The organism is Anabaena sphaerica FACHB-251 (assembly GCF_014696825.1).
In the GTDB taxonomy this organism is placed as follows: domain Bacteria; phylum Cyanobacteriota; class Cyanobacteriia; order Cyanobacteriales; family Nostocaceae; genus RDYJ01.
This window is the reverse complement of sequence record NZ_JACJQU010000006.1, coordinates 185,264-199,300: the sequence shown is the minus strand read 5'-3', so window position 1 is coordinate 199,300 and position 14,037 is coordinate 185,264. Positions and strand designations below refer to the sequence as shown.

At 36.9% G+C, this 14,037-nt stretch carries 11 protein-coding genes and 1 pseudogene; 7 read left to right on the top strand and 5 right to left on the bottom strand.

The annotated features are described in order from the left end of the window. Positions 1 to 474: 474 nt before the first annotated feature. Together H6G06_RS13235 and H6G06_RS13230 are read right to left on the bottom strand one after the other, a co-directional pair. Positions 475 to 1,188 (bottom strand): annotated as a pseudogene (locus H6G06_RS13235) (pyridoxal-phosphate dependent enzyme); the annotation flags it as partial. A gap of 271 nt (positions 1,189 to 1,459) precedes the next feature. Continuing rightward, a complete protein-coding gene (locus H6G06_RS13230; RefSeq protein ID WP_190560769.1) occupies positions 1,460 to 2,500 on the bottom strand; it encodes an NADP(H)-dependent aldo-keto reductase in 1,041 nt (346 codons plus the stop codon). Positions 2,501 to 2,955: 455 nt separating this feature from the next. On the opposite strand from H6G06_RS13230, the gene H6G06_RS13225 reads away from it, so the two are divergent. From H6G06_RS13225 to ssuC, 7 genes are all read left to right on the top strand, one after another. Further along, entirely contained in the window at positions 2,956 to 4,701 is a 1,746-nt protein-coding gene (locus H6G06_RS13225) for an iron uptake porin (protein WP_190560767.1), read from the top strand. 187 nt (positions 4,702 to 4,888) lie between these two features. After that, positions 4,889 to 5,710, top strand: a complete 822-nt coding sequence (locus tag H6G06_RS13220) for an NADPH-dependent oxidoreductase (protein ID WP_190560765.1) — start codon at positions 4,889 to 4,891, stop codon at positions 5,708 to 5,710. 563 nt (positions 5,711 to 6,273) lie between these two features. Then, positions 6,274 to 7,074, top strand: coding sequence for an ATP-binding cassette domain-containing protein (locus H6G06_RS13215; protein ID WP_190560763.1), 801 nt, complete (start codon positions 6,274 to 6,276; stop codon positions 7,072 to 7,074). A 221-nt stretch (positions 7,075 to 7,295) separates the two neighbouring features. Further along, entirely contained in the window at positions 7,296 to 8,411 is a 1,116-nt protein-coding gene (locus H6G06_RS13210; protein WP_190560761.1) for an aliphatic sulfonate ABC transporter substrate-binding protein, read from the top strand. Positions 8,412 to 8,445: 34 nt separating this feature from the next. After that, entirely contained in the window at positions 8,446 to 9,309 is an 864-nt protein-coding gene (locus H6G06_RS13205) for a TauD/TfdA dioxygenase family protein (protein WP_190560759.1), read from the top strand. A 60-nt stretch (positions 9,310 to 9,369) separates the two neighbouring features. Then, entirely contained in the window at positions 9,370 to 10,419 is a 1,050-nt protein-coding gene (locus H6G06_RS13200; protein WP_190560757.1) for a sulfonate ABC transporter substrate-binding protein, read from the top strand. Positions 10,420 to 10,494: 75 nt separating this feature from the next. After that, positions 10,495 to 11,340: an aliphatic sulfonate ABC transporter permease SsuC gene (gene ssuC, locus H6G06_RS13195; protein ID WP_242039689.1), complete on the top strand. Its 846-nt coding sequence runs from the start codon at positions 10,495 to 10,497 to the stop codon at positions 11,338 to 11,340. 305 nt (positions 11,341 to 11,645) lie between these two features. Here ssuC and H6G06_RS13190 read toward each other — a convergent pair whose 3' ends face one another. From H6G06_RS13190 to H6G06_RS13180, 3 genes are all read right to left on the bottom strand, one after another. Further along, entirely contained in the window at positions 11,646 to 12,119 is a 474-nt protein-coding gene (locus H6G06_RS13190) for an ArsC/Spx/MgsR family protein (protein ID WP_190560754.1), read from the bottom strand. 176 nt (positions 12,120 to 12,295) lie between these two features. Continuing rightward, positions 12,296 to 12,907, bottom strand: coding sequence for a cysteine dioxygenase family protein (locus H6G06_RS13185; protein WP_190560751.1), 612 nt, complete (start codon positions 12,905 to 12,907; stop codon positions 12,296 to 12,298). Positions 12,908 to 13,161: 254 nt separating this feature from the next. Beyond that, the gene (locus H6G06_RS13180; RefSeq protein WP_190560749.1) at positions 13,162 to 13,650 is read right to left on the bottom strand and encodes a hypothetical protein; all 489 of its coding nucleotides are present in this window, start codon (positions 13,648 to 13,650) and stop codon (positions 13,162 to 13,164) included. Positions 13,651 to 14,037: the final 387 nt, after the last annotated feature.

The following is a 14,037-nucleotide window of genomic DNA, read 5'->3' as shown; positions in this document are numbered from 1 at the left end:
AGAGGACAGTTGCAGCTTTTTGATAGCCAATGCGAACTACCATATTGTTAGAAGTTGGACTTGAAATAGCGGTTTTAGTTGTTTTTGCTGTCTGAGTTGTCCCATTATTTTCGCTGGTGTTAGGAGAGCAAGCCGAAATAACAAAAGTCAAACTTAGTCCAACTACAAATAGTAAAAAAAAGTGCGGATGTTCTGCTTTTGATATTTTTCAGAAAGGTGATTCCAGCTTCCAATGGTCGAAATAGAGAAAATTTAGTCAACATTACTCAGGTGGTTAAGGTCAATAGAATATTTGGACTGAAGTTAATTGATTACAAAACTACAGTATATCAATCAATTTACCGTATTTTGTACTTAAAATATCACATGGAGGTTATTTTTGTGGCTTTTTCTGGTGATCTGTGAGATCCTTAATTTTAAATCTACGCTATCTTTATCAAGATACTGGACTTTACCAGTTAATCAATGAGTTCGACTCCTGACACCATCAGCAATGGTCTGGGGATTATGTACAGTTTGCAGGGTTTTGGTGTAAAAAGAGCGAGTAGCATCATCAGCTAATTCTGGTTCTACACCAATTATTTTACAATTAGGTAACAGTGCTTTTGTAGCGATCGCACAACCAGAAATTAATCCACCACCACCGCAACATACTAATAACAAGTCCAGTGAACCAACTTCTTGAATTAGTTCTAATGCAGTTGTACCTTGTCCAGCAATGACATGAGGATGATCATAAGGTGGAATTAAAGTTAATTGGCGTTCTGTTGCGAGATTTTTAGTTAATTCTTCCCGGTTAGTTGTGTCACGGTTGTACAAAATGACTTCTGCACCATAGCCGCGAGTAGCAGTTTGTTTGACTGCGGGTGCATCATCGGGCATAACTACAGTGGTGGGAATATTGAGTAATTTTCCGGCTAAAGCTATGGCTTGGGCATGATTTCCTGAAGAATAGGTGATCACCCCTTTTATTTTCTGTTCTACTGATAATTGCACTAAGGCATTATAAGCACCACGAAACTTAAATGCTCCTGTGCGTTGAAAGTTTTCGCATTTAAAAAATACTTGGCTTTGAGTCAGTTCATTGACGGTATCAGAGGTAATTACTGGTGTTTGATGAGCAATACCCAAAAGCCGTTTTTGCGCTGCTTCTACATCAGTAATAGTAACAGAATCAGATAGTAACATTGTTTTTTCTAGAGAAACTTTCACCACCACTAATATTAAGTGGGCGTTAAAAAATATAATATAAACCTAACCCCCCAACCCCCTTCTCTACCTCTCCCTAACCCTCTCCTACAAGGAGAGGGAAGCAGAAAGACTTTTGTTGCTGGAAGGGGGAGTTAAAGCCTCTCCCCTAGCAGGGGAGAGGTTTGGAGAGAGGCTTTATATTTAATTGTGCCAAGCTACTTCTTAAGTGAGGTGAGAATCTCGCTTTGTATTTTTTTACAAAACTCGGTTAAGGTGCTGGATTAGGATAACGAGTATGAATTGCATCTATTTCTGCAAAAATCTCTTTATCCAAAACCACATTGACACTATCTATATTTTCTTGCAATTGTGCCAAAGTTGTTGCGCCAATAATTGTACTTTTCACAAACCAGCGACTTTTGACAAATGCGATCGCTAATTGAGCAGGTGAGAGGTTATACTTTTTAGCAAGTTCTGCATAAGCCTTAACCGCTTCTTGTACATTAGGTTTCAAATAACGTTGTCCAAAACCAGGAAACAAGGATATTCTTGTATTTTCTAACTGTTGATTCTCGATATACTTACCAGTTAAAAACCCAAATCCAAGAGGACTATAAGCCAATAAACCCACATCTGTATAACGAGAAACTTCAGCTAAACCTGATTCAAAATTACGATTGAGTAAATTGTAAGCATTTTGAGTTGTCAAAACTTTAGGTAATCCCAAATCATTAGCAATGCGAACAAACTCACTTACTCCCCAAGGAGTTTCATTGCTTAAACCCAAATAGCGAATCTTTCCAGCTTTAATCACATCAGCAAACGTCTGTAACTGTTCCGCAATAGGTACAGTTTCCCTTTCTAATTCTGGATTATAACTTGTCTGTCCAAATGTAGGAACATAACGATCAGGCCAATGAATTTGATACAAATCTATATAATCAGTTTGTAATCTCTGCAAACTATCATTTACCGCCTGTGTAATATTATCACGGTCAACTTTATTATTTCCACCTCTCAACCAGGAAAAAGGACGACCAGGACCTGCAATTTTTGTAGCAACTACCAATTTATCTCGTTGTTGTTTCTTCAACCATTCACCAATATAAGCCTCAGTTTTTCCTTGGGTTTCACCACGAGGAGGTACAGGATACATTTCCGCAGCATCTAGGAAATTTATCCCTTGGGAAACAGCATAATCAAGTTGTTGATGCGCCTCCTCAATAGTATTTTGATGCCCATAGGTCATCGTTCCCAAGCAAATTTCTGAAACATTGAGGTCGCTTGCACCAAGTTGGTTGTATTTCATAATGTTTGAATAATGCTCCTTAAATCTATTTTGCTACAAAAACTAAGAATATGACTATCTTCTAAAACTACACTAAATCTAGTGATTTACAGGAGTTAATAGTTTAAAACGTATACTATCATACCCAAACTAGATAGACAACCCTTTGTAGCAATTAATTTAAAATTATAAAAAATGTATCCATCAATACTCAAATTTTAGTTGTTTTATGAAATAGTGCTACTTATCAATTATTAACTACAGTATTTCGACCAAATTACCGTATATTGTTTTAGTACATAAGGTAATTGTGTCACTACTATAGGCTTTAATGTCATTAAAAATACACAAATAACCCAGATAGACCTACAAGAAAGTTCTATCTAAGAAGTTGCATTTTTTTTCTGTGGTAAGTGCGAAATTCTATGTAATTTCGTGTCGGCTTTAATTCTGTGTGTGTGGGGTTATCAATCAAAATGAAAAAAACTACTTGGAATTTATTGCTTACCTTGCCAATGTCTATATTCCTGTTAGTCTTAGCAGCTAGTACAAAATCTTTTGCTAGTGAAAGAGGAGAAGAAAAGGAGACGACAGGTAAAGAGACTTTATCAACCGTCAGCATAAATATCCCTGATTCTAACAACGTTACTCAAATAATTGCCCAAAAAGAACCTAACCCAGAACTTTCCTCTTCATCTGATGAGTTCCAAGATAGTGAGTCACAACTTACATCCGTATCGCAGCTTTCAGATGTCCAACCAACTGATTGGGCTTTTCAAGCTTTGCAATCTTTAGTAGAACGCTATGGTTGTATTGCTGGTTATCCAGATAGCACATTTAAAGGTAATCGTGCCTTAAGTCGCTATGAATTTGCAGCAGGGTTAAACGCTTGTTTAGATCAAGTCAATAAACTTATTGCATCATCTACATCTGATCTGGCGGTAAAAACAGATTTGGAAGCCATACAGCGCCTAACTGAAGAATTTAGTACCGAACTGGCTCAATTACGCGGGAGATTAGATAGCTTAGAAGCAAGAACAGCAGAAATAGAAGCCAATCAGTTCTCGACAACAACCATACTGAGCGGTCAGGTTCAGTTCGTACTTGGAGGTGTTCTAGCGGGCAATAACGTGATCACCAAGCAACCCGCACCCCGTACCATCACATTTCAAAATGCAATTCAATTAGCATTAAACACCAGTTTTACTGGTAAAGATCAACTGCGATTAGTCCTTTCAGGTGGAAATATTGAATCTTTGGGACAAACTAGGACTGGGCTTTTTGGAACATTTGATGGCAGAACCGCCGATAATCGTAGACCTAATCCTGCTCAACCCAATCAGATTTTTGTTAGTGGTATTCGTTATCGTTTTCCTATTGGTCCAAAGACACAATTTAACATCTTTGCTCAGTCAGATGGAGCTAATGAAATAGGTTTAAGTGGACCAACCAACCCCTTTGAAGGCTCTTTCTCTAATGGGATAACACGATTTTCTCGGCGGAACATGGTCTATAACTATGGAGATACAGGTCCAGGAATTGCTATTCTCCATAATCTGAGTGATCAGTGGCAATTAGGGGCATCATACAGTGCGCCAAATGGTAATAACCCCTTACCTAATAATGGTTTATTTACAGGCAGATATGTCGCCTTTGGACAAGTAACATACTTTAGCCCCAAGAAAAATTTTCGCCTTGGTTTAAGTTATGCTAACACCTACAGTCCGCCAGGTGCAATTGGTCAAGGGGGAACAAACTTTGGACCTGCTGCTGGTAGTAACTTAGCAAACAGTACCGTACCTGGTGCGGGAACTGTGGGAAACCTTTATGGTATTGGGGCATTATATAAACTTAATCCAAAGTTAGCAGTCAATGGTTTTGTAGGCTATTCAGCCCATCGTTATTTAGGGCATGGAGATGGTCAGGTATGGAACTGGGGCGCAGGAATAACATTTCCTGATTTGGGTAAAAAAGGTAGCTTAGGCGCTCTTTTTGTAGGTCAAGCACCAACACTAACTCGTTTGAGTTCAAATGTAGATTTAGGAGCAGGTAAGGGTCAAGCAGACAAAGATACTTCACTGCACATTGAGGGATGGTATAAATATAAACTCACTGATAATATTGAAATTACACCTGGATTTATTTGGGTGACAGCACCAGATTCAGATGCCAGCAATCCTGCTAGTGTAGTCGGTTGGCTGCGTACCACTTTCAGATTTTAATGCTTCTGAATTAGACTTTACAGGATTTAAGGATTTACAGGATTTCTTGTTTATCAAAATTCTTTAATCCTGTTAAATAACCAGTCAGCCGTCAGCAAGAAAAAAGAAAACCATCAATACCAACAATTCCTTGATCGTAACAATCCCCCAAATTTATTAGTGTGGTCAATCTAAAATCCAAAATCGAATGACTAACCCAAATGAGTTTCTCAATTATCGTTATGGTAATGGCAACTTCAATCCAGATATTCCTTGGAGTGACACATTAGCAACTCTGTTATCCCATCGTTCAATTCGCGCCTATTTACCTGATGCTTTACCCCCAGGAACTTTAGAAGTTTTAATTGCTGCTGCCCAATCTGCTTCTACTTCTTCCAATCTCCAAACTTGGAGTGTGGTAGCAGTTGAAGATGGAAATCGTAAAGAAGAATTATCAAAACTAGCTAATAATCAAGCGCATATTCGTCAATGTCCTCTCTTTTTAGTGTGGTTAGCAGATTTAGCCAGACTAACTCACATTGCTGAAAGTCGTGGACTACCATATCAAGGTTTAGATTATTTAGAAATGTTTCTGGTTGGGGCTATAGATGCAGCCTTAGCAGCGCAAAATGCGGTAGTAGCAGCTGAATCTTTGGGATTGGGAACTGTGTATATTGGTGCATTGCGAAATCAACCAGAAGAAGTAGCCAAAATCTTGAATTTACCTCCTCATGTAGTTGCTGTATTTGGGTTGTGTGTTGGTTATGCTGATCCTGTTGTGAGTGTTGCTGTGAAACCCCGTTTACCTCAGTCGGTGGTGCTGCATCGGGAAACTTATCAACTTGCAGAACAGGATGAGGGAATTTCTCTCTACGACAAAGTTATGAAAGATTTTTATGATTCGCAAAAGATGAATATTCCTGGTGATTGGTCGGAACATTCTAGTAAAAGGGTAGCATCGGCTGAATCTTTATCTGGTCGGCATAGGTTAAAGGAAATTCTGAATAATTTGGGGTTTGAATTACGATAATTACAGCAGAATTCATGAGTGAAAGCCGCTTGATGTTAAAGTTTTTATTTTTAGTTTAGACCTCATTCACTATAGTCAGAATTTGTTAATTTATATTCAATAATAAATTTTTTATTATTGTTTAATGTAGGCAATTAATCTATTAATTGCAAAATTTTTGTATGGAATAAATCCTCATAACTAAGTGGGAATTTTTTTATGTCTATTTTTAATATTTTTTCTCAAAGATGCTTGCAATTTTTATCTAATTGTGCAACACTAAAATGAAGCTACGGTATTCCTACCGATTTACAGTAGATTGTACTAAACAACACAGAAACAAGCATATTGGTATTAATGCCAGATGCTTGTTTACTAAAGCTTTTTGTCCAGAGATACGATACTCGACCTAATAAAAGAGATGAATTGCTGTCAATCTTACATATCTCCTAAAGCCTGAGCATAAATATGTTGATTTTCTAAGGATTTCGGCTCAGAAAACTGTTACATAAGCATTGCCTATTTTTATTTGACAGCTTTACTCCCATAACAAGTAAACAATCCAAAAGTAAGAGGTTTTGAACATGACTAATAAAGGAATGCAATTAAATCTTGAAGGACTGACAAAGTCTTTTGGCAACAAAACTGTTTTACAAGGAATTGATTTGGAGATTCAGCCAGGAGAATTCGTGGCTATTGTTGGTCGGAGTGGCTGTGGTAAAAGTACAATGTTGCGTCTAGTGGCTGGGTTAGATGCGCCCAGTGATGGCCATGTTTTGTTAAACGGCAAATATAGTGATAAACCTATTAATCCAGCCGTTCGTATGATGTTTCAGGATTCCCGTCTGTTACCTTGGCAGCGAGTTTTGGCGAATGTAGAATTAGGTTTAATAGGTGCTAATTCCAAAGTTTATGCCAAGCAAACAGCTTTACAAGTGCTGCGTGAAGTGGGGTTAGAAGACCGCGCCCACGAATGGCCTTCCGTCCTTTCCGGTGGACAAAGACAACGGGTAGCTTTAGCCAGGGCATTGGCAAGTAAACCTTCTTTACTGTTGCTAGATGAGCCTTTGGGGGCGTTAGATGCTTTAACTAGAATTGAAATGCAGCAATTATTAGAACGTTTGTGGCGAGAACAAGGGTTTACAGCACTGTTAATTACCCATGATGTGGAAGAAGCTGTGGTATTAGCAGACCGGGTAGTTTTGATTGAAGATGGTCAAATTAGTATGAATGTGAAAATTGATCTTCCCCGTCCACGTGCTAGAGGAGACGCAAAGTTTGCTAAGACTGTGGAGAAGATTTTAAACCGAGTTATGGGTCAACCAGAACATCAAAAGCCAGAAGTGGAATATGTTTTTAGTTCTGTTAGTTCTGCGATCGCCTAAATTTCCACAATTTTACTCTACACGACTCTGTATACCCATAAATTGATTAATTAATCAATAATTAGCAATTTTCATCTAGTATTACTCAGTTTTCTTCTCAGTCAGTGGCAGTTAGTTTTCCTTGCACCTTAATGGGGTGGGTGTACCTTTCCCACCTCACTTTCTTAACTTAAATAGCTGGCAAATTTTTTACTTAATCAATAATAAAAGGTAATTTAATAATGCCAAATTGGAAAGATAAAATTGAATCATGGAAACGCCTACGTATTACTCGTCGTCATGCCTTATTTGCTTTTGGTTATAGTGTAGTTTTATCAACTACACTATTTAGTTGCAATAGTCCACAACAAAGTAATTCAGAGATAAACAATACAGCATCTAATACAACTAATACATCTACCTCTGGGAACAGTTCTACCACTAACCAAAAAGTAGTGAGGATAGTCCGTTCTAAACAACTGACAGCCTTAGCAGTTTTAGAAAAACAAGGTACTCTAGAAAAACGATTAGAACCTCTAGGTTATAAAGTGGAATGGCCTGAATTTGCCGCAGGTCCACAACAATTAGAAGCTTTAAATGCAGGTGGACTTGATATTGCTTCCACTGCTGAATCACCTCCTATTTTTTCCCAAGCGGCTGGCGCACCCCTCGTTTATTTAGCTGCTAATTCTTCTGATGGTCAAGCAGTTTCTCTTTTAGTTCCAGCTAATTCACCCGTTAAAAGTGTCAAGGATTTAAAAGGTAAAAAAATTGCTTTTCAAAAAGCATCTATTGGGCATTATTTGACAGTTAGAGCCGTAGAAAAAGAAGGTTTAAAACTAACTGATGTTGAGTCTGTTTTTCTAGCACCTCCAGATGCTAATGCAGCCTTTAGTCAAGGTAAAGTTAATGCTTGGTTCATTTGGGAGCCATTCGTTACCAGAAATGTACAGAACAAAGTTGGTCGTGTGTTGATAGATGGTAGTAATGGTTTAAGAGATACTAATAATTTTATTTCTACAAACCGTAAATTCTATCAAGAAAATCCTCAAGTGATTAAAATATTTTTGGAAGAATTACAAAAAGAACAAGTTTGGGCAAAGAATAATCGTAAAGAAATTGCTGAATTGCTCAGTGCAACAACTCAGCTTGATGTACCAACATTAGAAAAAATGCACAGCAAATATGATTTTTCATTAGTGCCTATTACCGATGCAGTGATCAACAAGCAACAAGAAGTTGCAGATAAATGGTACAGCCTGGGACTAATACCCAAGAAAGTTAATGTTAAAGACGGGTTTTTAACACCGGAACAATATGCAGAAATTACCCCCAAAGAAGTGTTAGCAAGTAAATAAAAATTTGTAATTTATTGATCTGGAAATTTCAACTATGACGACTCTAACTTTAACCAAATTTCAAATTACTCCTCTTGATGCACCCTTGGGAGCAGTAGTTACTGGACTAGATGCTAGTCAAACCATTGCACCTGAAGTTATTTTACAATTAAAACAAGCACTGCGGGATTATCATATTCTCATCTTCAAAAATCAAAGTTTGACTGATGAGCAATTTTTAAACTTTAGTTTTTACTTTGGTTCTCTTTTTGTCCCTCCAGATAATATTCCAGTTCTGGCTTCTCAGCCCGGAGTAACACCAGTTATAATTCCTGTTTCTAATGTTGATGGTGGTTATACAGGAACAGGTGAATTAGCTTTTCATTCTGACCACAAATGGACTCCTTTTCCTTCCAGTGGTTCTTTACTTTATGCTTTAGAAGTTCCATCTGAAGGGGGAGATACTTCCTGGTTAAATCTAAATTTAGCTTATGAAACCCTGGATGAATCAACAAAAAAACGGATTGCTAATTTACAGTTGATTACTTATAATCCGTTTTTAAATAAACCAGGAGAACCCCGAAAAAAATATCGTGAAAATAAGAGTATTCCTCTCATTAGTCCCGTATTTCCCCATCCATTGGTGAGAACACATCCAGAAAGTGGCAAGAAGATTTTATATTTAGACTACGCCACAGAAGTTGAAGTTGTAGGTTTAGATCCCCAAGAGGGTCAAGAATTAATAGCACAGTTGCGATATCATCTGCATCAACGTCAATTTTATTATCAACATAAATGGTCTGTGGGCGATATTGTTTATTGGGATAATCAATCTACATTGCATTACCGTCAAGCTTTTGATCCTAATCAACGTCGAGTTTTAAAACGGATTAGTTTAGCGGGAAGTCGCCCATTTTAGGTCTTGTAATAAAACAGTAAGAAAACAATTTGAATTGAAATTTAGTGAGGAGATAGAAGCATGAAGTTTAACTTACCACGACGCGCAGTTTTACAAAAATTCTTTCAATACTCAGTATCAGCATTAGCTTTAGTTTTAGTTTCTCTTTCTGTGCCAATTTCTAGTAATATAGTCGAAGCCCAAAATACAACTAATAAAACAGGTATTAAAACTAAAGTAGTCCGACTTGCTTATCAAACTTCTGGCGATATTGTGAAGATTAAAGGAGTTATAGATAAACGTCTTGAGCCTTTAGGTGTCAAGGTTGAATGGTCTCCATTTCCTGCTGGACCCCAACTTATGGAAGCGATGAATGCCAACAGAGTTGATATTGGTTCTGTCGGAGAAACACCACCAATTTTTGCTCAAGCTGCTGGCGCTCAACTTGTCTATATTGCTGGACGTAAACCTAGTAAGGGTGAAGGTAGTGCTATTATTGTTCAAAGAGATTCTCCTATTAAGACAGTTAAGGATCTTAAAGGTAAAAAAGTTGTTTTTCAAAAGGGATCAGCATCACATTATTTACTACTTAGAGCATTAGCTGAAGTCGGTTTAAAATATAGCGATATTCAAGCAGTTAGTTTAACTCCAGCAGAAGCTCGTGATGCTTTTATTCAAAAGAAAATTGATGCTTGGGTAGCTTGGGACCCTTTTGTTGCTTTTGTCCAAAAAACTGCTAATGCTCGTGTTTTGAGAAATGCGTCAGGCATTGCTACTCAAGGTGGTTTTTATATGGCTAGACGTAGCTTTGCTGTTGAAAATCCAGAAGTTGTACGTATAGTTTTAGAAGAAGTGGATAAGTTAGGGGAATGGGCAGAATCTAATCCTAATGAAGTTGTGAAAATTCTTGCTCCTGAATTAAAACTTGATCCGTCACTTTTAGCTGTCGTAGTTCGTAGACGCACATTCCGTTTACGTCCAATTAACTCATCTCTGATTGCTGAACAACAACGCATTGCTGATTTGTTCTATAAGGAAAGAGTCATTCCTAAAAAAGTTGCTATCAAAGATTCGGTTCTATCTTCTCAACAATATGCAGCTATTACACCTCAAAGAATTAGTAAAAGGTAATCTATTTTATTCTAATTCTCCCATTCTTACGGCGGCTAAATCCCGACCTTACTCTTCATTACTTAATAAATGGTTATGAAACTTTCTTCTACTTCTACTGATTTTTCATCCAAGTATTCAAAGAAAAAAAATAAGTTCTATTTTAAGTTTTTCAAAAATCGCTATTTTCAGTCCTTTATCCCTTGGGTTGTACCCGTAACAATAATTATAGCGTGGCAATTCTTGTCTTCTATTGGCTTTATTCCTACGAGAATATTACCAGCACCTTTAGCAGTTGTTGGTGCTACTATTAAATTGGCTCAAACAGGTGAACTTTTCAGAAATATTGGTATTAGTTCTCTACGGGCAATCTCTGGATTTTTACTTGGAGGAGGTATTGGATTTAGTTTAGGTTTACTGAATGGTATTTCTCCCATTGCCGAAAAATTGTTAGATACATCTCTTCAAATGCTACGAAATATTCCTAACTTAGCATTAATTCCATTGGTAATTTTATGGTTTGGTATTGGTGATGAGGCACGATTATTTCTGGTATCTTTGGGTGTAATGTTCCCTATTTATTTAAATACTTTTCATGGAATTCGCAGCGTTGATGCAGGATTAATTGAAATGGGGAAAATCTACGGTTTAAATACTTGGGGGTTGTTTTGGCGAATTATTCTTCCAGGGGCTATGTCTTCTATCTTAGTAGGTGTGCGATTTTCTTTAGGAATTATGTGGTTAACTCTCATTGTTGCTGAAACAATTGCTGCTGATTCTGGCATTGGATACATGGCAACAAATGCTAGAGAATTTATGCAAACTGATGTTGTGGTTTTGAGCATTGTAATATATGCTTTGTTTGGTAAGCTGGCTGATGTCGTAGCTAGAGCTTTGGAGAATTATTGGTTGCAGTGGAATCCTAATTATTTGAAGGGTTAAACCTGGACTTGAGTTGAGAAGAATCAAAGTTGGAAGTGTGGGGAAGTGCAATAGCGAATCGCTCCGTAGGAATCGCTTCCTGCTACTGTAATTATAGAATAAGCAATATAATCAGGACTTACGCAACTGGCATATTAGCAGGGTGTTTTAAATGGTTTTGTCTTGAATTTGGGGATGATTTGGTAATTTTGATTTAAAACTTCAATTGATTTAAAATCAGAACTGTTAAACCTGGTAAAGACAGTTTATCGCTGTTGTGATCGCTCAGATCCCCGACTTCTCTAAAAAGTCAGGGATATTGTTTTTTAATGATGTTTACAACCACCTTCCCCATGATGGTGGTGTTCGTGATTATGTCCATGAGCGCAGCCTTGCAGGTCCTGCTGCATGAGGTTTTCACTCATTTCTTTAAAAGAGTCATCCACGGGTTTTAAGCCGATCCAGGCATTGATTTTATCGGTATCAAAGCCTATTTCCCGTTTATCTCCTACTTCCAATAAAGGACGACGAATTAATAAGGGATCTCTGATCATCATCACTAAAGCGGTGTCAGCGTCGATGTTTTCAGGAATCACCTCTCCTGATTTTATCCGAGGTGCGGCTTTATTAAACCATTCGATGACGGGGCGATCGCCAAAAAATGACCGCAATCTTTCCACTGTCCAAGGTTCTGTTAATAGGCTATATGCTACTACTTGATGGCCTGCGGCTGTGAGTAAAACTTTCTGTCTGGTATTGTTTTTACAGCCTGGTTTTTCATAGAAAATTACTCTGGCCATTTCTATATCTCCTATAAGGTTTTGATTCGATTTCTGGATGGGAAATAATTAACCACAGATAAACGCAGATAAGAAATGATGGGTTTGATTTATAGGTAACTATTTTGCATCTTTTTACCTATTAAATCCTACCTATTTATCACAATAATCTGTTTTTTATGTTTTTGCCACTACATTTAAAATTTTTTAGCAATATGGTTAATGATCTCAAATTCAAATCTGTTTTTTGGGTCAGTTTCTCCATAAATATTAAATGTAACTGTTGGTTCTTCACCAACTGCTTGAACATGATGTATTGTCTCAGGTGTAAAACTAATTAAGTCTCCTGGATATAAATCAACTTCTCCTACTTTCTCAATTTTATCAGGAAATTCTGGTGTTGAAGTTCGTCGCCAAAATGTATTTTTTTCCTGACCTTTTAATATTGCTACTACTCCCCATGTTCCATGATTATGAATATTAGAAGTTGTTCCTGGTGCAAATGCGACTGTTTGCACAGTTAAGGGAAAACCTAATTCATCGTATAACAATAAAACCGAATTTCCTGTTTTTGGATCGGGTTCTAAAAATTGACTTTGTACCCAATAAGAATTAATAATCAATTGCCTAACTAACATTCTAATTTCTGGGAGACGAGTTGATTCATCCCCAACATCATTGAGAACATCTTCTATCTCAGTTAGAAACCGATATAGGCGATAATTTTCACGCAATAAATCCCATTCTTTCGCGGATTTACAGATTTGATGCTGTCCATCTCCAGAGACAAACCAATCCTTACCTTGCATAATTTATATACTTTAAGCTGCTAATACTTAGGTAAGAAAATCATGGGAGGATTGGCTTGAGGCATCCTATTTGTAGGCGTTACGGGAGATGGAGGCAGAGGAGGTAAGATAAGATTGTTATTAGTGGATATTGAGAAAGTGTAATCGGAAATTCGCGTAAAGAACCAATTATTCATGATGATTAATTCGGTGATTGGTGATTGAGTAGGAGAGAATATTTGTTACCTAGTTTAAATTACGAATTACGAATTATTTTAATCATCTTCTTCGGGAGGACGGGTTAAAATATCCAGGAGAATACCAGCACCAAAATCATTCTTATCATCAATACCTTTAATTTTGGTACTGATTTCTTTAGCTTTTTCTAATTCTCCTAGTCTAGCTAATACTAAACCAGAAGCAGCATAAGCATTTAAGAACAATCTGATTTTGGTTTCTTGTTGTCGCTGTACTAAGATGGGTTTTAGTTCTTCCCAGTTATCGGGTAATTTCTCGACTTCTTTAATTTTAGCAATTATTTTCTCTGCTGTTGTCAGTGCTAAACAATAATTATTTTTGTAATAAAAATATCTATAAGCTGCAACTAAAACATCTGTGTTTTCTTCTGTTTTAGCTAAAGCTTGTTGCATATATTTTTCTGAGACTTCTGTATTTTCCCAAGTTTGTGCTGCTAATATCAATAGTTCTTTGACATCATCAGATACCTCAAACCATGAGAATTTGTTTTGGGAACTTTCTAGCATAATATTGAGACATGGTAAATTGTCTGAATCAGGACACCCTTCGGGAAGTCAAAAGTCAAAAGTCAAAAACTCATTAATTTTCAGGATATTGATTTTGTCTGAATCAGGATATCCAGGATTTAAGGATTTACAGGATTTTAATTGTCTGAATCACTATGTCCAGGATTTAAGGATTTACAGGATTTTTGTTTGATAATTAATCAATGAGATGATAGCATTTTTTAGACTAGAGAGGTACTTATAATAATATCATTCTCGTGAATGACGGTAAGATAAAAAAGTATTTGTTTGCCGTACTTCATCTGAAGGATAAATCCTCTACTTCATCTTATGGCATGGACTACACATCATTCTGTAAATTTTAGATTATCTCAATATCTATCTTGA